The sequence below is a fragment of the Streptomyces sp. NPDC005402 genome (assembly GCF_040606575.1).
Classification (GTDB): Bacteria; Actinomycetota; Actinomycetes; order Streptomycetales; family Streptomycetaceae; genus Streptomyces.
The window spans coordinates 1-26,556 of sequence record NZ_JBEXFB010000050.1 but is presented as its reverse complement, the minus strand read 5'-3'; the positions used below and the strand labels follow the sequence as shown (position 1 = coordinate 26,556).

Here is a 26,556-nt window from a genome sequence, read left to right as displayed (position 1 = left end):
TCGCCGATCCAGTCGATGTAGTGGCCCGGCTTGTTCGCCCCGATCAGGCTGTTGATCAGCCCGGTGTCGGGGTTGTAGACCAGCTGCCACACAAATCCGATGACCGCCATCGACAGCACGACCGGCAGGAAGAAGGCCGTCTGGTAGACGCGGGAGAAGCGGATGTTCTTGTCCAGCTGGACGGCCAGGAACAGGCCGAGCGGCGTCGGGATCAAGATGAGCACCACGAACCAGATGATGTTGTGCTCGACCGCGGGCCAGAACTGCGGGTTGCTGGTGAACAGTTCACGGAAGTTCTGCAGCCCGACCCACTCGATGGAGTCGAAGCCGATGCCGTCCCAGGTGGTGAAGGCCAGGGCGATCGAGGCGAGAGCCGTGAGCCAGACGAGGGCGACGTGCAGGACCGTCGGAACGCCGGCCATCAGGCCGAGCGCGACGCGGTCCCGTCGGGTGAGCAGCCTTCGGTGCCCCAAGGGCACCCGGCGCCGCTTTTTCTGCTGTGTCGTCATGTCGTTCGGGGAGCCCGGGGGCGGCACGGCGGCCGTCCCGGGGGTGCTGGTGGTCCCGGTCCCGATACCGGTGCGCGATGTGGTGGTCATGCGGACGCGAAGATCGTCTTCTTCTGGCGTTCGATCGACGCCAGCAGGCTGTCGACGCCCTTGGGGTCGCGGACGAACTTCTGCAGCGCGGGCTGCATCACCGTGGCGGTGAAGTCCGGCCGGCTGTCGCGGTCCATGAACTGCGTGAGGTGCTTGGCGCCGCTGATCATCGCGTACGCCTTCTTCTGGAGCGCGGTGTACGACGTGGTGTCGGCCTTGTTGGAGGCGGCGACCAGGCTCGGGTCGGACTTCAGGTAGATCTGCTCGGCCTCCGGAGTGCCCAGGTACTCCAGGAGCTTGAGCGCGCCGGCCTTGTTCTTCGGGGCCTTGGAGAGCATGAAGCCGTCGGTGGGGGCCTCGACGGTGTCCTGGCCGTACGCGGAGTCGATCTCCGGGAAGGCGAAGAAGTCGAGGTCGTCCAGGTCGGCCTTGTTGGTGAACTGCTGCGCCACGAAGCTGCCGAACACGTACATGCCCGCCTTCTTCGATATCAGCGTCTGGGCGGCGTCCTGCCAGGTGCGGCCGACGGCGCCGTCCTGGTGGTACGGGAGGATCTCGGCCCAGTGGTCGAAGGTCTTGCGGACCTTGGCGTCCGTCCACGACGCCTTGCCGGCCATCAGCTCGACGTGGAAGTCGTAGCCGTTGGTGCGGAAGTTGATCTGGTCGAAGGTGCCCATCGCCGGCCAGGCGTCCTTGTCGCCGAACGCGATCGGGACCAGGCCGTCCTTCTTCATCTGCTTGCACAGGGCGATGAGTTGGTCCCAGGTGGTGGGGACTTCGTAGCCGTACTTCCGGAAGACGCTCTTGCGGTAGAAGACCCCCCACAGGGACGTCGAGATCGGCACGAAGTAGTACTTGCCGTCCGCGCCCTTGCTGAGCGCCTTCATCGCGTCGGGGAAGTTGTCGCCGATCTTCTGCCAGACGTCGTCGATGGGCGTCGCGAGCTTCTTGGCGGCGAAGAACTGCATGCGGTAGCCGGCGAACCAGTTGAAGACATCGTCAGGGGTGCCCTGCAGATACGAGTTGATCTGCTCCTGGAACGTGTTGTGGTCCTTCGTGTTCACGTCGACCGTGATCCCGGACTGCTTCTTGAAGGCCGCGTAGATCTCGGCGAACGCCTTCTTCGGCACCGCGTCCGACGCGTTCGAGCCGAGACTGACCGTTTTCGGGTCGGCAGCCGTACCGCTGCCGCCGCAGGCGCTGAGCAGGGGCACGCCGGCACCGAGCACGGCCGCACCGCCGATGCCGCGCAGGACGGTGCGGCGGCTGGCGGCAGGCATGGGCCGGCCGAGGAAGGAAGGGTACATTTTTCGGCTCCTGACAGGGGTGGCCGCGCCCAGGCGGCACGTCGACCCGAGGGTGTGACGGGAAGTGGTCGTTCGCACGACCAAGAATCAACACGATCGAACAAATGCGATCGGCGACTGCCAGGAAGACTGAACGTTCCAGGGAGTCACTGTCAAGCCCCTCCGGCCGGAGCGCGGAGTCGACCGCACCTGCCGAGAAGTCGGGCGCCCTGCGACCGGACGAGGATGACGATCCCGCTCCGCGAGCAGGCACGAGCACGATCACATACCTCTTGACCAGCAACTATGCACTCCGCGACGGACACCGCATCGACCTTCACGACGTTCCCCGCCCAACGGTCGCCCTCCGCCTGATCCGCAGCCTCCCGTCGAAATCGATACTGCGCGAGCCCTTGACGTACGAGTCCGGCCTACGTAGACATGACCACGCGGTCAGACCGCGTGGTCATACAGTTGACCTCATTCGATGCAGACGTACGGCCGTCGGGAGACCTCATGGCACCAGCAGTGGGCGAGAGCGCGGGCTCCTCCACGCCGCGCAGCGCGGACGTGGCCCGGCTGGCCGGGGTGTCGCGCAAGACGGTCTCCCGCGTCCTCAACAACGAGCCCTACGTCTCCGAGGCGGCGCGCCACAAGGTGCTCGCAGCCGCTGAGGAACTCGGCTACCGGCTGAACCAGGCGGCCCGCACGCTGGCCTCCGGGCGCACCGGCTCCATCGGCGTGGTCGCCCTCGGCACCGCCGGTTACGGAACCGCGTCCCTGCTCGTGCACATCGAGCGGGCCGTGCGCGACGCGGGGTACGCCCTCCGCGTGGTCAACACCCCGGACGGCGACCTCGCGGGTATCGCGGGCGCCGTGGAGTCACTGCTCGAACAGGGCGTGGACGGTGTCGTCGTCTCCGAACCCATCGTGGAGGGAGACGTCGGCGTCCGTGTCGACGTCCCCGTCCTCTTCCTCGGGGCGCCGCCGGCCTTCACCGCCACCCGCACGGTGACCGTGGGTGTGGGCGCCCGAGAACTCGCCCAGGCTGCCACCGAGCATCTGCTGGATCTGGGGCACGCGACCGTTCACCACCTCGCCGGCCCGCGGCGGTGGTACGCCACCAAGGACCGCATCGAGGGATGGCGGGCGGCACTCGCGGCGCGGGGCGCGCACGAGCCCCCGCTGCTCAACGGCGACTGGTCGGCCGCCTCCGGCCATGCCGTGGGCCAGGCGCTGGCCTCGGACAGGTCCGTGACCGCCATCTTCGCGGCGGGCGACGAGATGGCCATCGGCCTGATCCACGCCCTGCGGGAAGCCGGGCGCCGGGTGCCGGACGACATCAGCGTCGTCGGCTTCGACGGCAACCCGGTCTTCGCGTACGTCTCCCCTCCCTTGACCACCGTGCGCCAGCCCTTCGAGGCCGCGGCCCGTGAAGGTATCCGCCTTCTCGTGCACGCGATCGAGGAACCCCACACCGACCTGCCGCAGGCGAGCGACCCACCGGTCGAACTCGTCGTCCGCGGCTCGACCGCGCCTCCGCCGTCCCACCCCGACGCGGCGGTCCGGCGCACCACCTGAGAGCACTCCGGCAGCGGCGGGGAACACACCCGCGCTCTCGGGCACCGCTGTGCCACTCGCCCCGGCTGTCTCACCGCTCGGCGGACGCCGACCGGTCCGATTCCGGCGCCTTCCCGCGACGCCGCAGTTCGGCGTACGCGGTGAAGGCACGCCCCAAGCTCGCCGTTTCCCACCCCCGAGCGCGTCCTGGGGGCGAGCACCGAAACACACCATCCCTTCCCTGTCCTGGGAGCCGCACATGTCCCCTGCACTGTTGGGCACCACCCCCGGCGCCGCTCGGCGTCCTCGCCCCACCACCCTGCTGTTCCTGTTCCTGTCCCTGATCGTCGCCGTGGCGACGGTGATGGTGCCCGCCGCGGAGCGGGCGCAGGCCCTGTCCCGTCCCTCGCAGACGATGTACACCCCGCCTGCGGGCGCGCCTTCGCCCGGCTCGCTGTACCCGCGGGCGCTGCGCCTGCAGCACAACGGGGCGGCCAACGGCACCCTGCTCGCCACCTTCGAGCAGTACACCTCCGGCACACCCGTCTTCCCCATCTACCGCAGCAACGACAACGGCAACTCCTGGAGCAAGATCTCCGACATCGCCGACACCCAGAACGGGTGGGGCATGCGCTGGCAGCCCGAGCTGTTCGAACTGCCCACGGCGATCGGCAACTTCCCGGCCGGAACCATCCTGGCCGCCGGTGACTCGGTGCCCTCCGACCGTTCGGCCACCAAGATCGACCTGTACGCCAGCACCGACCGCGGACAGACCTGGAGCTTCGTCACCAACATCGCCACCGGCGGCGCCGCCCGCGACACGAACGGGAACACCCCCGTCTGGGAACCGTTCTTCCTGGTCTCCGGCGGCAAGCTCATCGTCTACTACTCCGACCAGCGGGACCCCGCCCACGGGCAGAAGATCGTCCACCAGGTCTCCACGGACGCCCGCACCTGGGGCCCGGTCGTGGACGACGTGGCCATGCCCACCTTCAGCGACCGTCCGGGCATGCCGACCGTCGCGAAGCTGCCGAACGGCAAGTACGTCCTGTCGTACGAGTACGGGGGCGCCCCCGAGGGCAACTTCTCCGTCTACTACAAGATCTCCTCCGACCCGGAGGCGTTCGGCTCGGTCACCGGCATCCCGTTGCGGACGACGGACGGTGTGGTCCCCCAGAGCGCTCCCTACCTGACCTGGCTGCCCACCGGCGGCGCCAACGGCACCCTCGTCGTCAGCGCCAACAGCGCCGACGACCTGTTCGTCAACACGCAGAACGGCGCCGCGAACACCTGGACGCGCATCAACGCCAACGTGGCCGGCGGCTACAGCCGCGGCATGACCTCCCTCCCCGACGGGCACAGCCTGCTGGTACTCAGCGCCGGACGTGGAGGCAGCAACCTCTCCAACCCGGTCACCTACAGCACGATCGACCTGGGCGGCGGCATCTCCGACGGGGCCACCTACACCGCCTCCAACGCGGGCAGCAACCTGATGCTCACCATCGCGGGCGGCTCCGCCACCAACGGCACCTACGCCACCCAGCAGAACGCCGACAACGCGAATGACCAGAAGTGGAAGTTCGTCCAGCAGCCCTCCGGCTACTTCCGGATCTTCAACGTGGCGAGCGGCAAGGTCCTGGGCGTGGAGAACCAGTCCACCGCCAACGGCGCCAAGATCCTGCAGTGGGACGACAACGGCACCCCGGACCACGAGTGGGCGGTCGCTCCGAACCCGGCGGGAGGCTTCTCCCTCCTCAACCGGCTGACCGGCAAGTACCTGGAGATCCCGGGCGGCTCCACCACCGTGGGCACCACCGCCGGGCAGTGGGACAGCACCGGCTGCGCCTGCCAGCGCTGGAACCTCGCCCAGACCGATCTGCCGGCCCTCGGCACCGGTCAGTACGTGCTCGTCAACAAGAACAGCGGAAAGTACCTGGAGATCCCCGCCTCGTCCACCACGGTGGGCAAGGCGGCCGACCAGTGGCAGAACTCCGCCTGTGACTGCCAACTGTGGACCTTCCAGTCCCAGAGCGGTGGCGCGTGGACGGTGCAGAACGCGCACAGCAACCTCCGGCTGGACGTCAGCAACTCCTCCGCCTCCGCCGGCGCGGCCATCGTGCAGAACACCTCCTCGGGCAGCAGCTCCCAGAAGTGGACGCTGACCAGCGCGGGCGGCGGCTACTACAAGCTCGTCAACGCGGGCAGCGGCCTGGTGGCCGCCGTAGCCCAGTCGTCCACCGCCAACGGCGCCGCCATCATCCAGTGGGGCGACGCCGGGATCGACGACCAACTGTGGAAGATCGTCCGGGTCAACTGACGCACCGCTCGTGTCATGACGCAGCGCAGGAACCGCTTGCGAAGCGGTTCCTGCGCACGGCGTCCACTCCCCCTCACCACCATGCGCCCTCCAACCCCCAAGCTCCGCCTCGGCCGATCGGCCAGGTGCGGCCGACGACTCCTCCTACGGTGACTTGCGTGATCCTCCTGGCGACCGACGGCCTCACAACGAAGCGCACCCGCCGACACAGCTGCCTGCGCGCGGCGGGTCTCACCACGCTGGTCCTGCTGGCCGTCACGGACCTGCTCATCGCCGGCGCCAACGGCAACACCCTCTGGTCGTTGTTCCTGCTCCTGTCGCTCGGCCTCGCGGCCGTACTCTGGCCCCCCGCCAAACGGCCCGCGTGGCTCACCCCCCAACTGCGCGCCTCCCTGCCGGCGGGCTTCTCCCTCGCACTGACCGCCGTCAGCCAGACGACCGAGCGAACGCGCGCGCTGGGCCCCGGTGAACTGGCGGTACTGCTCTGCCTGCTGGTGATCGCCGTCCGTACCTGCCCACCACGCTGGACGGGACTGTGCGCCGCACTGACCGGCGGTGCAGCCGTCGTGGCGCCGCTGCGCTTCCTCGATGCCACCGCCGCGGAAGACGTCCTGCTGTTCACACTGCCGCTAGCGATGCTGACCGGAATCCTCGCCGGACTCGGCATCTACCTGCGCTCCCTGGACCACAGACGCGTCATCGCGGTCGCCGAGACGCGCCGCTCCGAACGCCTCGCCATGGCAGCCGACCTGCACGACTTCGTCGCCCACCACGTCACCGGCATCCTGGTCCAGACACAGATGGCCCGCATGATGGCCACCACCGGACCCGACCGTCTGGACCCGGTCCTGGCGGGGATCGAGCACGCAGCGGCCGAAGCCCTCAACTCCATGCGTCTGACCGTCGGCATCCTGCGCGGCGGCCCGGAGGAGACCGCGCGGCTCGCGTCGGGCGAGGGCCGTCCGGTGGGCGACCTGACGGCCCTCGGGGAACTGGTCGACGGGTTCGGCGGTCCGATCGGCCCGAAGGCCGAACTGCACCGCGACACCTCAGTGCCCCGGAATCTGCCCCGGGAGGTGCAGGCTGCCGCCTACCGCGTGGTCCAGGAAGCCCTCACCAACGTACGTCGGCACGCCGCCGACGCCACCGAGGTCACCGTCGCCCTCGCCCACACCGACAACACCTTGCACGTGACGGTGCGCGACAACGGCCGCGGAGCCGCCCCGATGCCGTACGTCGCCCGCGGCGGCGGCTACGGCATCGTCGGCCTCACCGAACGCGTCACCTCCCTCGGCGGCGAACTGCGTACCGGCCCACGCGCGGAGGGCGGCTGGGAGGTCATGGCCCTCCTCCCCGCCGTCCCGCGAGCGAGCTGATGCCTGACGGCGTGTTCCGCCGCTCCCCGACTTCACTTGGCGACAAGCTCGGTTGTCGACGACCACCGGCCGCCGGCACACCGTGCCTGCGGCCGTACTGCGATCTGCTCCCCCTACTCGGTCTTGATGGCGGTGAGCATGTGCAGCCGGGCCGCGGTGCGGGCGGGCCACATGGCGGCCACCAAACCGACCAGCGCCGCCAGCAGCAGGAAGAGCCCGAACCGCCCCCACGGCAGCACCAACGCGTAGCCGGGTATGTCGGCCTTCGTGACCTCGCAGACGGCCCAGCCCAGGAAGGATCCGACCCCGATCCCGATCACCGCGCCGAAGAGGGAGATGACCACGGCCTCCAGTTGGATCATCCGCGTCACGCCCGGCCGGTCGAGCCCGACGGCGCGCAGCATGCCGACCTCCCGCTGCCGCTCGAAGACCGACATCGCGAGGGTGTTCACCACCCCGAGCACCGCGATGACCAAGGAGATCGCGAGCAGCCCGTACATGACGTTCAGTACGGTGTCGAAGGCTCCGCTGAGCTCGTCGCGGATGTCCTGCCGGTCGTCGATTTTGATCCCCGGGCGCCCGGGGAAGGCATCGGCGAGTGCCTTCTCGTTCGTGCTGCCGTCCGTGGTGAGGTAGATCTTCGTGACGGTCGCCCCTGCCGCGTGCGGCGCGGTCACGTGCGCGGAGACGACGACGGGCAGGACGACGTCATTGCTCTCGAAGACGGCCCCGACGGTCAATTTGCCGCTCTTGCCACCCTCGTACGTCACGGGCAGGGTGTCCCCCACCTTCCAGCCGTTGGCCCGCGCCTCGGCCTCGGCGACGGCGAGCTGTCCGTTCGCGAGCGCGTCCTGCGAACCGGAGACCACCGGAAGGTGGAAGGCTTTCGCGAAGTCCGGCAGGGTGACAGCGGAAACATCCTCCTGGATGCCGCCGACCTCCATCCACGCCTGCCGCTCCTGCGACACCGCCCTGACTCCCCGGACCTTGCGCAGGGCGGCGACCGACGAGGCGTCGAGGCCCGCGCCGACGTCCGTGATCTTGTAGTCGGCCTTGACGATGTCCGTGGTCATCTTGTCCGTGGACTGGCTGAGGGTGACACCGAGCACGGTCAGAGCGCTGACCAGCGTGAGCCCGATGGCCAGTGCGGAGGCGGTGGCGCCGGTACGGCGCGGGCTGCGTATCGCGTTCTGGCCCGCGAGCTTGCCGGAGACCCCGAAGCCGCGCCGCAGCAGCGGCCGTACGAGCGCGATCACGGGCCGGGAGAGCAACGGGATCAGCACGATGACGCCGATCACCGCGAGGAAGGCGCCGAAACCGACGAGTCCCCCGCCCTTGGAGCCGCCGGCCCCGGCACCCACGACGACCACCGCCGCGCCGAGCAGGGTGATGAGGCCGCCGAGCACGTTCCGCAGCACCAGGGACCTGGTGGTGACCGGCAGGTGTGCGCTGCCGATCGCCGCGACCGGCGGGATCTTCGCGGCGCGGCGGGCGGGCAGCCAGGCGGCCACCATGGTGACCAGTACACCGACGACAACCGCGACCAGGACGGTCGTCGAGGTGACGATCAGCGGCCCGTCCGGAATCCTGCCGCCGCCGAGATCGACCACGGAACGCGCTACGGCGGCGATGGCGGCGCCGAGCCCGAGCCCTGCGAGTGAAGCGACCGCGCCGACCACCATGGCCTCGATCAGCACCGACCGGGTGACCTGCCTGCGGGAGGCGCCGACCGCGCGGAGCAGAGCGAGCTCCCGGGTGCGCTGGGCGGCCAGCATGGTGAAGGTGTTGGCGATCAGGAACACGCTGACGAAGAGCGCGACGCCGGCGAAGGCGAACAGGATCCCGTTGAGCAACGTCGCGTCTCCCGCCACCAACGTGGCCTGCTCATCAGCGAGTTGCTGAACCGTCTTGGCCTTCTCGGAGTCCGGAAGCACCTTCCCCACGGCGGCGGCGAGCTCGGTGTCCGAGACGCCGGGGGCGGCGGTGACGGTGGCGTACTCATAGAAGCCCGGCTGGAGGAAGAGCCGCTGGGCGACGGGCGTGTCGAACAGCACCAGGCTGCCGCCGGCGGCCACCTCGTCGTTCTCGGTGGTGAAGATGCCGGAGAGCTTGTACGGCCTGGTCGGACCCTTGAGGGCGACGGGCACGGTGTCACCGACGTCGTAGCCACCCTTCTCGGCGGTGTCCTTGTCGAGCGCGACCTGCCCGGGCCCGGTGGGTCCGCTGCCGTCGGTGAACGCGTAGAGCGGGTCCTTGCCGTCCTTCCCCGGCGCGAAGTTGGTGGCCGAGTTGAACATGCCGCTCGCGATGAGTCCGCCGTGCCTGTCGGCCACGTAGGCGTCCCCGGTGACCCGCCCGGCGGCTCCGGCGACCCCGTCGAGCCGGGCGATCTCGTCGACCGTCTTCCCGCTGATGCCCGGGGTCTCTCCCGGGTAGTCGCTGTTCTCCACGACCTGGACGTCCACGTGGGCGTAGCTCTTGGCCGTCTGGCTGCTGTAGGCGTTCTTGTAGGTGTCGGTGAAGATCAGGGTGCCGGAGACGAACGCGACGCCGAGCATGACGGCGAGCACGGTCATCAACAGTCTGGCCTTGTGCGCGAGGACGTTGCGCAGGGCTGTGCGGAACATGGTGGGTGTGGTCCTGTGGGTGAGGGGAGGGTGGGGGCGGGGATGACGAAGGGGCGCGTCGATTCGTACGACTCGGTTCGCGCGACCCGGTACGGTCCAGCTCGGTTCGGTCCAGCTCGGTTCGGTCCAGCTCGGTTCGGTCCAGATCGGCGCGGCTCGAACGGCTCAGCTCGTACGGAACTTCGTGTCCAGGGACTTCATGAGATCGAGGACCCCGTCCGCGGTGGGCTCGTACATCTCGTCGAGGATCCGCCCGTCGGCGAGGAAGATGACCCGGTCCGCGTAGGAGGCGGCGACCGGATCGTGGGTGACCATGACGACGGTCTGGCCCAACGTCCGTACGGAGTCACGCAGGAAGCCGAGGACCTCGGCGCCCGCGCGTGAGTCCAGGTTCCCCGTCGGCTCGTCGCCGAAGACGATGTCCGGCTTCGAAGCGAGGGCCCGGGCGACGGCGACACGCTGCTGCTGGCCGCCGGAGAGCTGGGCGGGACGGTGGTGGAGCCGGCCGGACAGGCCGACCATCCGTATGACGGAGTCCAGCCACTGCTGGTCCGGTGTGCGGCCCGCGATGTCCATCGGAAGCGTGATGTTCTCGAGCGCGGTGAGAGTCGGCAGCAGGTTGAACGCCTGGAAGATGAAGCCGACCTTGTCCCGGCGGAGTCTGGTGAGCTGCCGGTCCGTCAGGCCTCCGAGCTCGGTGTCACCGACGCGGACCGAGCCGGAGGAGAAGCTGTCCAGCCCGGCCACGCAGTGCATCAGCGTGGACTTGCCGGACCCGGAGGGCCCCATGATCGCGGTGAACCGGGACTGATCGAAGCCGACGCTGACCCGGTCGAGGGCCACCACTCGGGTATCGCCCTGCCCGTAGACCTTGGAGAGGTCGGTGGCGCGGGCAGCCAGGGTGGGGGTGCGGGGAGCGGGCGGCGAGGTGGTCACGAGAACGTACTCCGATGCAAGGTGCGGACAGCGTCAGGCACGGGTTCAGACCCACACCTGGCTGGGGACTCCTTCATCGTCCGGTTCGCACCGCTCCTCGCGGATCAGCCGAAATACTGACCACCTGAAGGTGACGCCCGAACCGGCCTCGTCAGCCTCAGGTATGGCGTGGCGTCAGCTCCGAGAGTGACGCCCCGGAAATGCCTCATGGAGACCGGGTCTCCTGTGGGTTTGCGATCTTCTCGTCGCCGCGACGCGCCTCATACCGACAGCGCCCGCCTCGCCGCCGTCTCGGCCATTCGGCCGATGCGCAGCCGAGCCATGACGATGGGTTTGCCTGCGTGAACGGAATCGGCATGACGCGCCTGTGCTGTCACTTGCGTCGACCTCACGGCATGACCGCCGGGAAGGGAGCCGCAGGGACGGACCGACGGAACCGTTCGTCCACGACGGCGAGTGGGGAAGCCACCCGTCGTGGCCGCGACGCAGCCGGGCCGGAATCGGGGCAGCGGCCTGTACGTCAACCCCGACGAGAGCAGCCCCGCGCACGATGAACGTGGTGAACGCCGAGAGGGGTGCCGTCGACCCTCACCGGTCAGCCCTCGGTCGTGCCGAACGGGAGGGCGTCGGCCGAGCGCAGGTGCTCCCTCAGCCACTGCTCGGTGTTGCTCACGTGCAGCAGCGCCGCCGCCTGGCTCAGAGCCGCGTCGCGCGCGGACAGCGCCGCGAAGATCGCCTCGTGCTCGGCGAGGGTGCGGCCCGCGGCCCGGGAGTCGACCAGGCCGCGCCAGATCCGGGCACGCAGCGTGCGGCCGGAAATGCCCTCCAGGAGCGCGAGCAGGGACTCGTTGCCGGTGGCCGAGACGACGGCCTGATGGAAGGCAGCGTCATGGACGTTGAGGCGTTCGACGTCGTCACGCGCTTCGCGCATGGCGTCCAAGTGCCCCTTCACTTCGGCCAGTTGGTCATCGGAGATGCGGGTCGCGGCAAGGGCGGTGGCGACCGGTTCGAGGAGTCGCCGTACCTCCATGAGGTCCTGGAGGGCGACCGAGTCGCCCTGCAACAGCTCCACCGCTCCGCCGAGTCCCTCCAGGAGCAGGCTCGGCTGCAGGCTGGTCACATAGGTGCCGTCGCCCCGCCGGACCTCCAGGACCCGTGCGACCGCCAGCGCCTTGACCGCTTCGCGGGCGAGGTTGCGGGACAGTCCCAGCTGGGCGGCCAGGTCCGGCTCCGGAGGGAGCTTCGACCCCGGAGGCAGGGCACCGGTCCGGATCAGCTCGCGGATCTGCTCGATCGCCCTGTCCGTCAGAGACACCGCGTATCCCCTTCTCCACGGTGCTCCGCGAGCACGTCCGACCCGATCAGCGTTCCGCGTGACGTCTCGACGTGTTTCCGCAGCCGCACGGCAAAGCTGACGTTGATGATACGGGGAGGCATGGGGCGGCAAGCGGCGGTCCAGTGCGCCTCGCACATCTCGCCGGAACTGGCCGACGGCACCACCAGTGTCGATTGAAGCGTCGCTCTCGAAGCGCTTCGACAACCCTCCTCTCACCCGGCCGCTGGCCAACCACCCGCCAAAGGAAGCATTCCAACGGATAGCTCCCTTGTTTCTTGAGAAATCCGTCCGTTACCTTTACGCGCAGGTGAAGCGCTTCGACAGCTGTACCCGCAAAGAAGATCGCAGCTATGAGCCATGACGCTCCCGGACCAGCGCACACCAGCACCACGACTCCACGAGAGGACCCATCGGTGTCCCACCAGCATCAGGCGGACGGCACCCTCGCCAACCCCGTGATCCCCGGCTTCCACCCCGACCCCAGCATCTGCCGCGTCGGCGACGACTACTACCTCGCCTGCTCCAGTTTCGAGTACTTCCCCGGCGTGCCCCTCTTCCACAGCCGCGACCTGGTGCACTGGACGCAGATCGGCAACGTCCTGGACCGGCCGGGTCAGTTGCGGCTGCCGACCGACATGCCGTCGTCCGGCGGGATCTACGCCCCGACCCTGCGTCACCACGACGGGCGCTTCTGGCTGATCGTCACCAACTGCAGCGAGGGCGGCGGCAACCTGATCGTTACGGCGACCGACCCGGCCGGACCCTGGTCGGATCCCATCTGGGCGCCGGGTGTGCCCGGCATCGATCCCGACCTTGCCTGGGACGAGGACGGCACCTGCTGGTGCACGGTCGCCGGGGTCGCGCAGGTCCGTATCGACCCGTCCACCGGGCAGACCTACGGGACTCCGCACGGGCTCTGGTCGGGCGGGCCCGGCGCCAAGGCGCCGGAGGCGCCGCACCTGTACCGGATCGGCGAGTACTGGTACCTGCTCATCGCCGAGGGCGGCACCGAGCGCGGCCACGGTGTGTCGATCGCCCGCAGCAGTACGCCCAACGGCCCGTTCGAGCCGTGCCCGGACAACCCGGTCCTCACCCACCGCGGCACCGACCACCCGGTGCAGAACACCGGACACGCGGACCTGGTCCAGGGCCCCGACGGCTCCTGGTGGATGGTCCTGCTCGGCGTACGACCGCGCGGTGGCACCCCCGGCTGGCACGTGCTCGGCCGGGAGACCTTCCTGGCGCCCGTGACCTGGGTGGACGGCTGGCCGGTCGTCGGCGAAGTCGCCCTGGAACTGCCGGAGTTGCCGTGGCCCCTCTCCCCTGCCCCCGTGGCGGGGCAGCGGGACGACTTCGAGCTCACGGAACTGCGACCACTCTGGATCTCCTTGCGCGACCGGCCCGTCGAGCACTGCACCACCAGGGAGCGACCCGGCTGGCTGACGCTCCGCGCGCGGGGTGACTCCCTGGACGAGCCCGACGTGGTGTTCACGGGCCGGCGCCAGCAGCATCTGTCGTGCCGGGCGCGCACTCTGGTGGATGCCGCGGAGGGTAGCGGTGGCCTCGCCGTGCGGCTCGACGAGCGGCACCACTTCGCCATCGAGGTGTCCGGCACGCGCGTGGAGGCGGTCGCTCGCGTCGGCTCTCTGCGCACGGTCGTGGGCGAACTGACCGTGCCCGCCGGTCCGGTGGTCCTCGCCGTCACCATGACGGAACCGCCCTCGCCGCACGGGCCGTGCACCGGACCTGACGTCGTCGCCCTCGGCGTGGAGCAGCCCGACGGCACGTTCACCGAGCTCGCGACCCTCGACGGCCGCTACCTGTCGACCGAGGTCGCCGGCGGCTTCACCGGCCGGGTCATCGGCATGTACGCCACGGCAGGCACCGTCCACTTCGACTGGTTCGACTACGAGCCCCTCGACGGCTGAAACCCGGCCGGCCTGAAGGCCTCCTCGCTTTCGAGGAGTTCGACCAGGCCCTCTCACCGGACTGCCCGGGCGGCGCGATCATTCTGACTCCCGCCTTCCTGAACGACCGGTGCCCTGGCCGCCGCAACCGGCGACCAGGGCATCGCGCTTCCCGCGGGCCCTTACGCGTGGGTCCACTTCTGCCCGGTCTGGCCGTTGCAGCTCCACAGGACCAGCGGCGTTCCGTTGGCGGTGCCGGACCGGTCGACGTCGAGGCACAGCCCGGCGTGGACGTTGCGGATCGTTCCGTCGGAGCCGACGGTCCACTTCTGGTTGTTCTGGCCGTTGCAGGACCAGGTGATGACCCGGGTGCCGTTGGCTGTTCCCTGGTTGTAGGCGTCCAGGCACTTGTCGCCGAAGACGCGGATCTCGCCCCCGGCCCATCTGGTCCACAGTTGGTTGGCTGCCGTGTGGCAGTCCCAGAGCAGCACCGTGCTCCCGGCCGCGGTGGAGGCGTTGTCCACGTCCACGCAACGGCCGGAGGCGTTGCCGCGCAGCCGCGAGGTGGTGGCGGCCAGCGGGCTGCCACCGGTCACACGGAACACGGTCACGCCGTGCGCGGGTACGCTCGCCGAGATCTGCCCCGACGTGCTGGACGTACCACCGCTCCACAGGTCCGTCAGGGTGAACGGCCCGCCTGACAGGCCTACTTGGGCGGCTGTGGTGGTGATGGTCGCGGTGCCGTCACCCCGGTTGAACAGGCCCACCGCGACCGAGCCGTCGGACAGGGGCTTGGCGAACACCTCGGTGTTGCCGTCGTCACGCACCCTGCGTCCGCCGGCGCCCAGCGGATCCTGGTTCACCGCCAGCAGACGCGGGTTGCGCAGGATCGCACTCACGTCGGCGGACATGGTGCGGATGTCGTTGCCGGCCATGAGCGGTGCGGCGAGCAGCGCCCACAGGGCGAAGTGGGAGCGGGATTCGGTCAGTGACAGGCCGGGGCGGCCCACGACCAGCATGTCGGGGTCGTTCCAGTGCCCCGGGCCGGCCTGCGCCGCCAGCGGCGCGGTGACGTCCAGGACGTTGCCGACGCCCATCGGATAGCTGTTGGCGTTGCCGTTCTGCCAGATGTCGAGCAGGTCCTCGGTGGTCCGCCACAGGTCGGCGACCTCGCCCCAGTCGTACGTGGCGCCGGTGATCGCGTGGAAGCTGTTGGGGTTGATGCTGTAGACGATCGGCCGCCCGGTGGCACGCAGGGCGTCGCGCATGAGCGTGAAACGGACGACCTGCTCGTCGCGGGTGCCGCTGGAGGAGCACCAGTCGTACTTGAGGTAGTCGACGCCCCATGCCGCGAAGGTGGCGGCGTCCTGGTTCTCGTGTCCCCTGCTGCCCGTCGACCCGGGGTAGGCACCGCTGGTCTGCGCGCAGGTGCGCTCGCCCGGCACCTGGTAGATGCCGAACTTCAGGCCCTTGCCGTGGATGTAGTCCCCGAGCGCCTTCATCCCGCTCGGGAACTTGGTCGGGTTGGCCCGGAGGTTGCCCGCCGCGTCACGCTGCGGGTCGAACCAGCAGTCGTCGACCACGACGTACCGATACCCGGCGTCCTTCATGCCCGAGGACACCATCGCGTCGGCGGCCTGGCGGACCTGCGCCTCGGTGATCCCGCACCCGAAGCTGTTCCAGCTGTTCCAGCCCAGGGGTGGGGTGAGTGCGGGGCTGCCGGGGGCGGCCGAAGCGGTGGAGCGGGCGGAAACCGTCAAGGACGCGGTGATCACCAGCACGGTGGCCGCGAAGACGCGGAGCAGTCGTCTTCCTGATGATCGTGACACCAGGAACTCCTTTCAGGGGGCGCCGCGGGCTGTCCGGCGGCGAGTGGACGTGTGGCCAGACAGCGGATGACGGCCGCACAGGGTCGGCTCAGGGCAGGTGCGGAACTCTCGCTGATAGTTCGAAATTTCGATCGACTTTCGGATCGCGGACTGTACGGATGCTAGAGAGAGGCCTGCACATGTCAACACTGCACGGACAACCGACTCTTCACTTCGGCCCTCCGGAGCGCTGGAATCAACGAAACATTTCGACGTCAACAGCGAATCCTGCGAGAGGCATTGACGGGATGTGTCAGCCTCCTATCATCCTGGATGCTCGACACGTCAGTCGGCGTTCGCACTCTCGAACGAGCTGGATCCCCCCGCCCCGCCGCGCTCCCTCGCAGAGAGAACGACACATGGATATGTCATGCCCTCGCCAACACCCGGACCGCCGTCGTGCGCTGACCGCCGCCGGCGGCCTGGTCACCGGCGCCTTCCTGTCACTGGCGGGGCCCTCCCCCACCGCGGCTTCCGCCCCCGCACGGGGGCCTGACCTCCCGGCCGTCGCGCCGTACACGAACCCGGTGATCTGGCAGGACTTCGCGGACATCGACGTCATCCGCGTCGGCGCCACCTACTACGCCTCGGCCTCGACGATGCACTACTCGCCGGGCGCCCCCGTCCTGCGTTCGTACGACCTCGTGAACTGGGAGATCGCCGGTCACTCGGTACCCGTCCTCGACTTCGGCGCCAAGTACGACCTGAACGGTGCCCGCGGCTATGTCAGAGGGATCTGGGCGTCGTCACTTGCCTACCGTCCCAGCAACAGGACGTTCTACTGGCTCGGCCAGATCGACTTCACCAGGACGTACGTCTACACCGCCACCTCCGTCGAGGGGCCGTGGAGCAGACTGACGACGATCAGCACCCCGTACTACGACGCGGGGCTGCTCGTCGACACCGACGACACCCTGTACGTGGCGTACGGGAACACCACGATCAGCGTGGCCCAGCTCTCGCCCGACGGCCGCCAACAGGTGCGCGCCCAGCAGGTGTTCACGACACCGTCGAGTGTCGGCACCCTTGAGGGCTCGCGCTTCTACAAGATCAACGGGCAGTACTACATCTTCCTGACCCGTCCGGCCAACGGCCAGTACATCCTGAAGTCGTCGGGCGGCCCTTTCGGTCCCTACACGATGCGACAGGTCCTCCTCGACCTGCGCGGGCCGGTCCCCGGCGGCGGCGTCCCGCACCAGGGCGGGCTGGTGCAGACCCAGGGCGGCGCCTGGTACTACCTGGCCTTCGTGGACGCGTATCCCGGCGGCCGGGTACCGGTCCTCGCACCGATCACCTGGACCTCGGACGGCTGGCCCGTGGTCCAACTGGTCAACGGCGCCTGGGGCGCGTCGTATCCCGGTCCGGCCGTGCCCGCTCCGCCCCGGCAGGTCACCCCCATGACCGGCGTGGACACCTTCGACGCCACCGCCCTCAAGCCGAGGTGGGAGTGGAACCACAACCCGGACAACACCAAGTGGTCGGCCGGCGACGGCCTGACCCTGCGGACCGCCACCGTCACCGACGACCTGTACTGGGCCCGCAACACCCTCACGCACCGCATCCAGGGCCCCACCTCCACTGCCACTGTCCAGCTCGACCACTCGGCGATGCGGGACGGCGACCGGGCAGGACTCGCGCTGCTGCGTGACTCCTCCGCATGGATCGGCGTCAGACGAGACGGCGGAGTGACGCGAATGGTGATGGTCAACGGGCTGACGATGGACGGTAGTTGGAACACCACCGGCACCGGCGTCGAGGTCGCGAGCGCGCCCCTCTCGACAGACCGCGTCTGGTTGCGCGCGGCCGCGGACATCCGGCCCGGCGCGGCACGCCCCGGGACCTTCTCCTACAGCACCGACGGCACCCACTTCACCCCGCTCGGGCCCGCCTTCTCCCTGGGCAACGACTGGCGCTTCTTCATGGGCTACCGATTCGCCCTCTTCAACCACGCCACCCGGGCGCTCGGCGGCGCGGTCCGCGTCCTGCGGTTCGAGCTGTCGACGCCCTGATCCCATCCCGTCGATCGCACAGCGCAACCCCCCACCCGACCGTACGAGGAGAACCATGAACCCGCTGAAACGGCTCGGCCGTCGCCGAGCCTCGCTGTTAACCATGCTGGCCGTGGCCGCCCTGGTCACACCCGGCGCCGCGACCGCCGCACCCGACGGGGTCCGCGCCTCCACACTGGGCGCCCAGGCTGCCCAGTCCGGACGGTACTTCGGCACCGCCGTGGCCGCCGGACGGCTCGGCGACGGCACGTACACCGGGATCCTGGACCGCGAGTTCAACGCGGTCACGCCCGAGAACGAGATGAAGTGGGACACCATCGAGCGCTCTCGCGGCTCGTTCAACTTCGGCCCCGGCGACCAGATCGCGAACCGGGCGCAGGCGCGCGGGCAGCGCCTGCGCGGACACACCCTGGTCTGGCACCAGCAACTGCCCAGCTGGGTCAGCTCCATCAGAGACGCCAACACCCTGCGCAGCGTGATGAACAACCACATCACCCAGGTGATGAACCACTACAAGGGCCGGATCTACGCCTGGGACGTCGTCAACGAGGCCTTCGCCGACGGCGGCAGCGGCCAGATGCGCAGCTCGGTCTTCCGGGACGTGCTGGGCACCGGCTTCATCGAGGAGGCCTTCCGCACCGCGCGGGCTGCCGACCCGTCGGCCAAGCTCTGCTACAACGACTACAACATCGAGAACTGGAGCGACGCCAAGACCCAGGGCGTCTACCGCATGGTGCGCGACTTCAAGGCGCGCGGCGTGCCCATCGACTGCGTCGGCCTCCAGTCCCACTTCGGGGCCGGCGGACCGCCGGCCGGCTTCCAGACGACGCTGTCGAACTTCGCCGCGCTCGGCGTGGACGTACAGATCACCGAGCTGGACATCGCGCAGGCGCCGACAGCCGCGTACGCGAACACGGTGCGAGCCTGCATGAACGTGGCGCGCTGCACCGGCATCACCGTCTGGGGCATCCGCGACAGCGACTCCTGGCGCAGCGGTGAGAACCCGCTGCTGTTCGACCGCAACGGGAACAAGAAGTCCGCCTACCAGTCGACGCTCAGCGCGCTGGGCGGCAGTGCCGCGACACAGCAGGCGGGCGCCCCTTCGACCCGGTCCGCCGCAGCGCTCCCCTCCACCTTCCGCTGGAGTTCGAGCGGCGCCCTGATCGCGCCGAAGCCGGATTCGACGCACAACATCGCGGGGATCAAGGACCCTTCGGTCGTCTACTACAACGGCAAGTACCACGTGTTCGCGAGCACCGCGAACTCCGCCGGGTACAACCTGGTGTACCTGAGCTTCTCCGACTGGTCCCAGGCGGGTTCGGCCACGCACCACTACCTGGACCGCACCGCCATCGGCGCCGGCTACCGGGCCGCGCCGCAGGTCTTCTACAACGCCCCGCAACGCCTGTGGTACCTCGTCTACCAGACCGGCAACGCCTCGTACTCGACGAACCCCGACATCAGCAACCCCAACGGGTGGAGCGCTCCGAAGAACTTCTACTCGTCGATGCCTGAGATCATCCGACAGAACATCGGCAACGGCTACTGGGTCGACATGTGGGTGATCTGCGACAGCGCCAACTGCTACCTGTTCTCCTCGGACGACAACGGCCACCTCTACCGCTCCCAAACGACTGTCGGCCAGTTCCCCAACGGTTTCACCAACACCGTCATCGCGGCCCAGGACTCCAAGTACGCCCTGTTCGAAGCGAGCAACGTCTACAGGGTGCAGGGCAGCAATCAGTACCTCCTCCTCGTCGAGGCCATCGGCTCGGACGGCCGGCGCTACTTCCGCTCCTGGACGTCGACCAGCCTCGCCGGCTCGTGGTCACCCCTGGCCGCGTCCGAGAGCAACCCGTTCGCCAAGTCGAGCAACGTGACCTTCCCCGCCGGTACCTGGAGCCGGGACATCAGTCACGGCGAGATGATCCGCGCGGGATACGACCAGACACTCACGATCCCGGCCTGCAAGCTGCAGTACCTGTACCAGGGCAAGGATCCCAACGCCGACGGTGACTACAACAGCCTGCCCTGGCGGCTGGGCCTGCTCACCCAGACCAACTCGACCTGCTGACCGCCGTACGGGCCCCGCACCCGATGCGGGGCCCGTGCCGCGCTGGTGGAACGACAGAGCCGCCTCACTCCAGCCGGGATCGTGCCCCCGGCGTCATGGCCCAGCGGATGGTGTGCGTCAGGAGCAGCCCCGCGGGCCGCACCGTGAGCCCCTCCACGACGGGGAGCCGGGGCAGCCGGAGCACGCTGGGCGCCCACGGGGGCAGCAGCGCGACCGCGTTTGCCGCCAGCACGCCGTAGAACGGCCGTGCGGCAAGCGGTACGGGCGGGTGCAGCAACAGGAACCGGGCTGCGGCCCGGGCTTCGGGGGTGGCCCGCAGTTCCTGCCGGTACAGGGCCAGCCGATCGGCCAGGGTCCGGCGATCGCGAGGTGGATCGATGACACCCAGTGCCTCGGCCACCCGCGCGGTGTCGGCCACGTAGTCGTCATATCCCGCCGCGTCGAGCGGCCGGGCCCCATAGCGTTCGTGTGCGCGCAGGAAGCTGTCGGTCTCGGCGACGTGCACCCAGCCCAGCAGATGCGGGTCCGCGGCGTGGTAGGGAAGTCCCTCGGACGTCGTCCCCCGCACCCGCTCGTGAATGGCGCGCACCCGCCCGACGGCGTCCTCGGCGTCGGAAGCGGTGCCGTAGGTGGTGACGGCCAGGAAGGTGCTGGTGCGCTGCAACCGCCCCCAGGGATCACCGCGGAACCCGGAGTGCGCGGACACGGCGGCCATGGCGAGCGGATGCAGGGACTGCAAGAGCAGAGCGCTCAGTCCGCCGATGAACATCGACGCGTCCCCGTGGACGGTGCGAATGGGACGCTCCGGGCCGAACCACCGGGGCCCGGGAGTGTCGTGGATGCGAGCGCGGTTGGCCGGCCCGTCCGGGCCGGCCACGCGCAGAAACACGGCCCTGCCCAGCCGATCGCGAAGGTCGGTCATCACCGCCGCACCTCCTTTCCCGGCCCCTGGTGAGTACGTCCGGCCGTCTTTCTTCGTCAGCGACCGTGCGTACGGATGCGGGGGGCAAGGCGTCACCTTGCCAGTTTCAGCGACTCCGTCCCCGGAGCTTGCCGAGCAATTGTTGAGCCTGCGCTCGGCGACGCGGGTCTGCCGAGGCACGGCGCACCTGCTCGGCGGCACGCCGCCCCTGCGGGCTCCTGCTGAACTGCTTGATCTTCTCCAACATGCCGGCCACGGTTGTCCTCCCGAGTAGGTCGACGACGACTTCAGTACGACAAAGCCTTCGTACAGATCCGGCTACCCCGGGCCCGGCGTCCCACCCCTGCGGGTGAGATGTCAGGACGCTCCCGACGGCAGCGCCGAACCGAACGTCCACCGGCCGGAGCGACCCGGTGGACGACCTCGGTGGCCGTCGACCCAGGAGTCGATCGCGCCGAGCATGACCGGGGCTGGTGGTCCGGGCGGCATCCAGCAGTACCCGCCGCCCGTCGTGGGCGGTCGGGTCCACATCGAGTTCCTTGGTGTCGGTGCCGCTGCCGTACACCCCGGCGGGTCACCCGTCTGCCTTTACATGTGTGGGGCAGGGCATGTCAGAGGGGGCAAGTAGCCTCAGGCGCATGGGAATTCAGATAGACGTGATCGCCGGTTACCCGATCAACGATGAGATGGAGCGCGTGCTCGGGCTGGCCGAGGCGGTCGGCGAGCCCGTCACTGTCACGTTCATGTGGGAGGGGCGTGACGCGGCGGAGTGCGCCGTCATGGTGCCCGCGGCCACGCTGGCTCTCTGGGAGCACTGGGCTCCCGCCGCCTACCCGGCGAGTGAGGCGGGGAAGGGGAACCGGGCGGAAGAGCCGGATCTGGCCCACCCCGCGGAATTCGGCCCGTTCACACTCTTTCGTCGTCGCGTGGGTGGGCGCACGGCGGTCGCTCGCAAAGGGGTGGTGGTCGCCGAGCTCCTGAACCCCGACGAGGCGCACTGGCTCGAGGAGAAGGCCCGCAATGTCCGTCAAGGTTTCATGGATCCGAAGCAGAAAACGGCGTTCGAGGAGTTCCTGGCTCGGCAGGAATCCCTCGATGAGCAGTGACACGCGGTTCCGGTCGTACGCACCGGACGACAGACGCAGGTTGTCCCAGCACCTCGGTCTCGACTCAGCCGCCGCGTTGTCGGCGGTCCGCCCGGGGCGGCGGGGTCGGCGTGCGTGCCCCGATCATCGGCAGACTCCGACGGTTGCCAGGTCACTCAGCGCTGAGGCAACGGGCTGCTCGTCCGGCGCAGGTGCGCGTCGATCAGAGCGAAGGTGGCATCCGGCTGTTCGATCTGCGGAAGGTGTCCGGCCTCGGGGATGACCTCGAGTCGCCCGTTGCCGAACGCGTCGGCGTACGCGGCACCGTAGGCCGGGGTGACGATGCGGTCACTCTCCCCCCAGAGCAGGAGCGCTGGCACCTGGATCTGTCCGAGCCGGGACAGCAGCGTGGGGTGATGCATGTAGGGGTCGCCGGCGAGGATGCGCATCGTGGCCATGTTGGCCTGTCTGCGCGCGATTTCTCCGGCCGGGGCGGCGGCCGGGTCTTGGTAGTAGCGGTCGGGATCGTGCCAGGAGTGCTCGGCGACGCCGCGGGCGTCGAGGCCGAAGAAGTCAGTGATCGGTTCCGTTTCGACCTGTACGCCTACGGCGTCGATCAGGACAAGGCCGGTGATGATTCCCGCGCTGTCGCGCACGGCCATCTCGGCGGCTGCCCAGCCCCCGAGGGAGGAGCCGACGACGAGAACGTCGCGCAGTCGGCGTTCACGCAGGACGTGCAGGTAGGCGAGGGCGAGCTCGTCGATGCCGGTGAGCTGTGCGGGCCGGTGGGTGCCGTCCCAGCCGGGGTGCACGGGCGTGATCGTGTGCGCGGTGCGGGAGAGGTGCTGAGCCAGGCCGGCGACGGTGGCGGGGCCTCCGCCACCGTGCAGGACGAGGACCGGCCTGCCCGCTCCGGCCTCGGACAGAGTGAGGGGCAGGTCGGCGTATACGGCTGATGCGTCGGTGGACATGCCTCACACGATAACTAAACATCTTTATATAAGCTAGCTTGGTCATGACGTAGACTTGCCTCATGCACGGTGAGCTGCAGGAACTCGGCAGAGCGGTCAAGCAGGCCCAATACCGACAGCACAGGGCCCTCGACAGCGCCCTTCAGGCCATCGGCACGACACTGGCCCAGTGGGACGCCCTGCGCGCGATCAGCCGCTCCCCGGGAGCATCCGCGCGCGAGTTGGCCGCAGCGACCTTTCAGACCGAGCAGGCCTTCGGAACCCTCGCCGGCCGCCTCACAGCCCAGGACCTGGTGGAACGTCGACCAGGGCACGGCCGGCGCATCGAACACCACCTCACCACCGTCGGCGAGCAGATCCTGGCGGCCGGCCACAAGGTGGCCGACAAGGTACTCGCCGACTGTTTCTCTGCCTTGCCCGACACGGACCGGACAACCTTGCTCGACCTGCTGCGGCGCCTCACCGCACAGGGGGACGCCCGCTGAGAGGTCGGCTCACCCGGTGGGTCGGCGACAGCCGATGCGTGCCATCCAGGACTGGTGCGCTCGAAACCCGGGCCGACGTTCCACCTCAGCGCGATCGCCGGCCGCCCTTCATCCCAACCCTTGCTCGACCTATCGATATTCGATAGATTTCCATCGCAACTCGATGGAAGGGTGGGTCATGGGAAAGCTGGCCGTCGGTGCGCTGCGTAGCGTGCTCGTCGTGGTGCTCCTCGGCACCGTGCTCCTGCAGGTGTTGATGGTGTGGACGCTGGCCGGCGGGAAGGATCCGGAGGATGGGTCGCTCCCACTGACGGCACTGCGCGTGATCACGATCCTGGGCATGGTGTCGGTCCAGGTCGCCGTGGTGTGCGTAGGACGGCTGGTGACGATGGTGCGACGCGGCACCGTGTTCTCCCACGCCGCCTTCCGTTACGTGGACGGTGTGATCGGCGCGATCGTGGCGGCCGCCCTCGTGTGGTTCGCGGTCACCATCGTCAACGCGCCCGGCCAACGGGACGACCCAGGTGTCACCGTCATCATGGGCGGGATCGGCGTGGCCATCCTGGGAGTCGCGCTCATCGTGTTCGTGCTGCGGATGCTGCTCGCCCAGGCCGTCGCGCGCGACGCCGAAGCGTCGCGGATGCAGGCCGAGTTGGCCGAGGTGATCTGATGCCGATCGCCGTCGACATCGACGTGATGCTGGCCAAGCGGAAGATGTCCGTGGGCGAACTGGCGGACCGCGTCGGGATCACTCCCGCCAACCTGGCGGTACTCAAGAACGGCCGCGCCAAGGCGGTCCGCTTCGCGACACTCGCCGCGCTCTGCGAGGTACTCGAGTGCCAGCCGGGCGACCTGCTGCGCTGGGAGACCACGGAAACGGCGGACACGGCGGGCACGGCGGGCACGGCGGGCACGGCGGACACTGCGGGCGCTGCGGCCGGATGACGCGCGAGGGCGGGCGGAGAATCGTCCGCACCGCCGCACCGCCGCACCGCCGCACCGACCATGACGCGGTACGTGGACGCAGCACCGCCCCGCCCCCGGATGACCGGCAGGCGATCACCGAGCGCAGTGTCCGTCGCCGCTGCTGGGGTGAGACCCGGGGTGCAGCCAGGCGTACCTCTGCGGGCGCACGGCGATGACCGGTGTGCGCCGGAAGGGGGAGCAAGACGTCAGCGCGGCGGGCGATGTGAGGTGCCGTCAGGTCGCGGGACTCTGGGGAGGTGCCCGCGGAACACGGGCGTCATCCACGAAAGGGACCAGCGATGAGCCGCAATGCGTCAGCCTCCACCCGCATCCGTGCCGCCGCGGGCGCCGTCGTTCTGATCACCGTCGCGTGTACCGCCTCCGCCGCGGCCTTCGGCGGTTCGCCCGAAGCCGACTCCCCCGGCGGCCCACGGGAAGCCGCAGCCCTGACCGGGTCCGCCAAACTGTCCCGGACCCTCGGGGACGACATCACCTTCACCTTCGACGCGCATCTCGCCGCCGAGCACCGGATGGATCCGGCGAAGGCCACCGGGACGTTCCGCTTCAGCCACTACCTCGATGGCGAGGGCGCCTGGGCCAAGGGGAGGATCGACTGCCTGCTGACCGGCGGGAAGGTCGCGGTCGCCACCGGTGTCATCACCGGCAGCGACCTGCCGGGAGCGAAGGGCAAGCGGGTCGGCTTCACCGTGCACGACGTGGGCCGGCACGACCGGTTGGGCTACAGCTGGGCCTCCGTGGGCAACCCGGTGGAGACCAAGGACCTGCCCAAGTGCGTCAGTTCGGCGCCGTTCGAGCGCGTGAAGAACGGCACGGGCGACTTCCGCGTCCTGCCCTGGCAGCCGGACTTCGTCGGGTAGGGGGCGGGCAGGCCGGGTCTCCTCCGACTGTGGGCAGGCGCCTGGAGACGGGCCTCGCCTCTGCCCGGCTTGATCCGGCGTCAGTTTACGGCGGCCGGTGTCAGCGCACCGGGAAGCCGAAGGAGTACCCCTGCTCCTTGAGCCGGGGCAGGATCCGGCGCAGGGCCTCGACGGTCTGGGAACGGTCGCCACCCGCGTCGTGGAAGAGGACCGTCGGGCCACCCGGCAGTTCCCGTTCGACCGTGGCGACGATGGCATCCGTGCCCGGTCGCTCGAAGTCCTTGGAGTCCACGTTCCAGCCCAGCGGACGCATGCCACGGGACGCGGCGAGCTTACGGCTGTAGGGGGTGAAGGCGCCGCCGGGGGCCCGGTAGTACATCGGTCGTACGCCGCCGGACGCCTCGGTGATCATGCGTTCGGCGTCGAGTATCTGCTGCGACTGGTAGGCCTCGGACTTCTTGTCCATGGTGGTGTCGTGGGACACCGAGTGGTCGCACAGCCGGTGCCCCGCGGCGACCACCTGCTTCACCAGGTCAGGGTGGGCCTGCGCCTGCGTCCCCACCATGCAGAACGTGGCCTTGACTCCGTACTCCCGCAGCACGTCGAGCACTTGGGGGGTCCATACGGGGTCAGGGCCGTCGTCGATCGTGATGTTGACGCCGCGTGCTCCCTTGTCCGAGGCATGCGCGATGGTCACGGCGACCGGCTTCACCGCACTGCCCGACGTGGCCGACGGGGGCGCCTTGGGCGACGCGCCTCCTGCCGCGTCGGCCTGCGCGGTCCACACAGAGGCACCAGCGGCGAGCAACGTCACCCCGAGCGCCGCCCCGAGAACCTTGCCGTTCCAGCCCCGCCCGCCGTGCCGTGCCATGTCCGCCCCGCTTCCACACAGTTCCTCGGTGATTCCTCGGTCACTCCGTGACCACCTGGCAAGACGAGCAACAGCGGCTTCGGGATGCGTCCGTTACCGATCAAGGACAATTCCGGGGGAGTTCGCGGACAACCCGGCCAACAGCGGCCGCAGGCGGGCCGATCGACCCTTCATGCGCCGGGGCGAGTCCGTCTCGGGGCGCCGCAGCGTTCACACCCACTCCATTGCAACGGGCGAACAGGCTGACGTTGCGTTACTTTCAGAATAGGTGCAATGAAATAGCGCCGTTCACCTGCGATTTCACCGCTTACGCGCAATAAGTATGTTGCTCGATCTATGAATGCAACGTAGCTTTTCGTTCATCGGAAACAGCGACGAACGCAGGAGTACCTGATGCAGAAGTTCGACACCCCCGCCCCCGTCACCGCCGTCATCGACCTGCCCGCCGGGCGCGTCCAGGTCATCGCCGCCGACCGTGCCGAC

At 69.2% G+C, this 26,556-nt stretch carries 20 protein-coding genes; 11 read left to right on the top strand and 9 right to left on the bottom strand.

Annotated features, from left to right (window positions below):
- Together ABZT02_RS44575 and ABZT02_RS44570 are read right to left on the bottom strand one after the other, a co-directional pair.
- A partial coding sequence (locus ABZT02_RS44575) for a sugar ABC transporter permease (RefSeq protein WP_356028892.1) occupies positions 1-599 on the bottom strand: 599 nt, incomplete at its 3' end.
- Positions 596-1,906 (bottom strand): extracellular solute-binding protein, encoded by a 1,311-nt coding sequence (locus ABZT02_RS44570; protein ID WP_356028890.1) that lies wholly within the window; start codon positions 1,904-1,906, stop codon positions 596-598. The genes ABZT02_RS44570 and ABZT02_RS44575, both read right to left, overlap by 4 nt.
- A gap of 495 nt (positions 1,907-2,401) precedes the next feature.
- Between ABZT02_RS44570 and ABZT02_RS44565 the strand changes: the two genes are divergently transcribed.
- From ABZT02_RS44565 to ABZT02_RS44555, 3 genes are all read left to right on the top strand, one after another.
- On the top strand, positions 2,402-3,466 hold the full coding sequence (locus ABZT02_RS44565; protein ID WP_356028887.1) for a LacI family DNA-binding transcriptional regulator: 1,065 nt from the start codon (positions 2,402-2,404) through the stop codon (positions 3,464-3,466).
- 238 nt (positions 3,467-3,704) lie between these two features.
- Positions 3,705-5,762 carry an RICIN domain-containing protein gene (locus tag ABZT02_RS44560; protein ID WP_356028885.1) on the top strand — a complete coding sequence of 686 codons (2,058 nt, stop codon included), beginning with the start codon at positions 3,705-3,707 and terminating at the stop codon, positions 5,760-5,762.
- Between the two features lie 158 nt (positions 5,763-5,920).
- The gene (locus ABZT02_RS44555) at positions 5,921-7,138 is read left to right on the top strand and encodes a histidine kinase (protein WP_356028882.1); all 1,218 of its coding nucleotides are present in this window, start codon (positions 5,921-5,923) and stop codon (positions 7,136-7,138) included.
- A gap of 113 nt (positions 7,139-7,251) precedes the next feature.
- Here ABZT02_RS44555 and ABZT02_RS44550 read toward each other — a convergent pair whose 3' ends face one another.
- The 3 genes from ABZT02_RS44550 to ABZT02_RS44540 form a co-directional block, all read right to left on the bottom strand.
- Complete coding sequence (locus ABZT02_RS44550; protein ID WP_356028880.1) at positions 7,252-9,765, bottom strand: FtsX-like permease family protein; 2,514 nt, start codon at positions 9,763-9,765, stop codon at positions 7,252-7,254.
- 165 nt (positions 9,766-9,930) lie between these two features.
- On the bottom strand, positions 9,931-10,701 hold the full coding sequence (locus ABZT02_RS44545; RefSeq protein WP_356028877.1) for an ABC transporter ATP-binding protein: 771 nt from the start codon (positions 10,699-10,701) through the stop codon (positions 9,931-9,933).
- 595 nt (positions 10,702-11,296) lie between these two features.
- Positions 11,297-12,016 (bottom strand): FadR/GntR family transcriptional regulator, encoded by a 720-nt coding sequence (locus ABZT02_RS44540; protein WP_356028874.1) that lies wholly within the window; start codon positions 12,014-12,016, stop codon positions 11,297-11,299.
- 434 nt (positions 12,017-12,450) lie between these two features.
- Here ABZT02_RS44540 and ABZT02_RS44535 point away from each other — a divergent pair, with 434 nt between their 5' ends.
- On the top strand, positions 12,451-13,965 hold the full coding sequence (locus ABZT02_RS44535; RefSeq protein WP_356028873.1) for a glycoside hydrolase family 43 protein: 1,515 nt from the start codon (positions 12,451-12,453) through the stop codon (positions 13,963-13,965).
- 161 nt (positions 13,966-14,126) lie between these two features.
- Here ABZT02_RS44535 and ABZT02_RS44530 read toward each other — a convergent pair whose 3' ends face one another.
- Positions 14,127-15,773, bottom strand: coding sequence for a ricin-type beta-trefoil lectin domain protein (locus ABZT02_RS44530; protein ID WP_356028871.1), 1,647 nt, complete (start codon positions 15,771-15,773; stop codon positions 14,127-14,129).
- A 404-nt stretch (positions 15,774-16,177) separates the two neighbouring features.
- On the opposite strand from ABZT02_RS44530, the gene ABZT02_RS44525 reads away from it, so the two are divergent.
- Together ABZT02_RS44525 and ABZT02_RS44520 are read left to right on the top strand one after the other, a co-directional pair.
- The gene (locus ABZT02_RS44525; RefSeq protein ID WP_356028894.1) at positions 16,178-17,821 is read left to right on the top strand and encodes a glycoside hydrolase 43 family protein; all 1,644 of its coding nucleotides are present in this window, start codon (positions 16,178-16,180) and stop codon (positions 17,819-17,821) included.
- Positions 17,822-17,876: 55 nt separating this feature from the next.
- Entirely contained in the window at positions 17,877-19,895 is a 2,019-nt protein-coding gene (locus ABZT02_RS44520) for a non-reducing end alpha-L-arabinofuranosidase family hydrolase (protein ID WP_356028869.1), read from the top strand.
- A gap of 64 nt (positions 19,896-19,959) precedes the next feature.
- Here the strand turns inward: ABZT02_RS44520 and ABZT02_RS44515 are convergent, their stop codons facing one another.
- Complete coding sequence (locus ABZT02_RS44515; RefSeq protein WP_356028866.1) at positions 19,960-20,817, bottom strand: oxygenase MpaB family protein; 858 nt, start codon at positions 20,815-20,817, stop codon at positions 19,960-19,962.
- A gap of 638 nt (positions 20,818-21,455) precedes the next feature.
- Here ABZT02_RS44515 and ABZT02_RS44510 point away from each other — a divergent pair.
- Positions 21,456-21,923 (top strand): hypothetical protein, encoded by a 468-nt coding sequence (locus ABZT02_RS44510; protein WP_356028864.1) that lies wholly within the window; start codon positions 21,456-21,458, stop codon positions 21,921-21,923.
- A 155-nt stretch (positions 21,924-22,078) separates the two neighbouring features.
- On the opposite strand, the gene ABZT02_RS44505 is transcribed toward ABZT02_RS44510, so the two are convergent.
- Positions 22,079-22,873 (bottom strand): alpha/beta hydrolase, encoded by a 795-nt coding sequence (locus tag ABZT02_RS44505; RefSeq protein WP_356028861.1) that lies wholly within the window; start codon positions 22,871-22,873, stop codon positions 22,079-22,081.
- Between the two features lie 62 nt (positions 22,874-22,935).
- Here ABZT02_RS44505 and ABZT02_RS44500 point away from each other — a divergent pair, with 62 nt between their 5' ends.
- From ABZT02_RS44500 to ABZT02_RS44485, 4 genes are all read left to right on the top strand, one after another.
- Entirely contained in the window at positions 22,936-23,358 is a 423-nt protein-coding gene (locus tag ABZT02_RS44500) for a helix-turn-helix domain-containing protein (protein ID WP_356028858.1), read from the top strand.
- A 178-nt stretch (positions 23,359-23,536) separates the two neighbouring features.
- Positions 23,537-24,028, top strand: a complete 492-nt coding sequence (locus tag ABZT02_RS44495) for a DUF2975 domain-containing protein (protein ID WP_356028856.1) — start codon at positions 23,537-23,539, stop codon at positions 24,026-24,028.
- Positions 24,028-24,303 (top strand): helix-turn-helix transcriptional regulator, encoded by a 276-nt coding sequence (locus ABZT02_RS44490; protein WP_356028853.1) that lies wholly within the window; start codon positions 24,028-24,030, stop codon positions 24,301-24,303. The genes ABZT02_RS44495 and ABZT02_RS44490 overlap by 1 nt, the downstream gene beginning before the upstream one ends.
- 320 nt (positions 24,304-24,623) lie before the next feature.
- A complete protein-coding gene (locus tag ABZT02_RS44485) occupies positions 24,624-25,202 on the top strand; it encodes a hypothetical protein (protein ID WP_356028851.1) in 579 nt (192 codons plus the stop codon).
- Positions 25,203-25,302: 100 nt separating this feature from the next.
- Here the strand turns inward: ABZT02_RS44485 and ABZT02_RS44480 are convergent, their stop codons facing one another.
- Positions 25,303-26,073, bottom strand: coding sequence for a polysaccharide deacetylase family protein (locus tag ABZT02_RS44480; protein WP_356028849.1), 771 nt, complete (start codon positions 26,071-26,073; stop codon positions 25,303-25,305).
- Between the last annotated feature and the right edge of the window lie 483 nt (positions 26,074-26,556).

Coding starts and splice junctions, on each gene's coding strand:
- ABZT02_RS44565 (WP_356028887.1), top strand. CDS start 2,402: ATGGCACCAGCAGTGGGCGAGAGCGCGGGCTCCTCCACGCCGCGCAGC.
- ABZT02_RS44550 (WP_356028880.1), bottom strand. CDS start 9,765: ATGTTCCGCACAGCCCTGCGCAACGTCCTCGCGCACAAGGCCAGACTG.
- ABZT02_RS44525 (WP_356028894.1), top strand. CDS start 16,178: ATGTCATGCCCTCGCCAACACCCGGACCGCCGTCGTGCGCTGACCGCC.
- ABZT02_RS44520 (WP_356028869.1), top strand. CDS start 17,877: ATGAACCCGCTGAAACGGCTCGGCCGTCGCCGAGCCTCGCTGTTAACC.
- ABZT02_RS44570 (WP_356028890.1), bottom strand. CDS start 1,906: ATGTACCCTTCCTTCCTCGGCCGGCCCATGCCTGCCGCCAGCCGCCGC.
- ABZT02_RS44490 (WP_356028853.1), top strand. CDS start 24,028: ATGCCGATCGCCGTCGACATCGACGTGATGCTGGCCAAGCGGAAGATG.
- ABZT02_RS44480 (WP_356028849.1), bottom strand. CDS start 26,073: ATGGCACGGCACGGCGGGCGGGGCTGGAACGGCAAGGTTCTCGGGGCG.
- ABZT02_RS44505 (WP_356028861.1), bottom strand. CDS start 22,873: ATGTCCACCGACGCATCAGCCGTATACGCCGACCTGCCCCTCACTCTG.
- ABZT02_RS44560 (WP_356028885.1), top strand. CDS start 3,705: ATGTCCCCTGCACTGTTGGGCACCACCCCCGGCGCCGCTCGGCGTCCT.
- ABZT02_RS44515 (WP_356028866.1), bottom strand. CDS start 20,817: ATGACCGACCTTCGCGATCGGCTGGGCAGGGCCGTGTTTCTGCGCGTG.
- ABZT02_RS44495 (WP_356028856.1), top strand. CDS start 23,537: ATGGGAAAGCTGGCCGTCGGTGCGCTGCGTAGCGTGCTCGTCGTGGTG.
- ABZT02_RS44500 (WP_356028858.1), top strand. CDS start 22,936: ATGCACGGTGAGCTGCAGGAACTCGGCAGAGCGGTCAAGCAGGCCCAA.
- ABZT02_RS44485 (WP_356028851.1), top strand. CDS start 24,624: ATGAGCCGCAATGCGTCAGCCTCCACCCGCATCCGTGCCGCCGCGGGC.
- ABZT02_RS44510 (WP_356028864.1), top strand. CDS start 21,456: ATGGGAATTCAGATAGACGTGATCGCCGGTTACCCGATCAACGATGAG.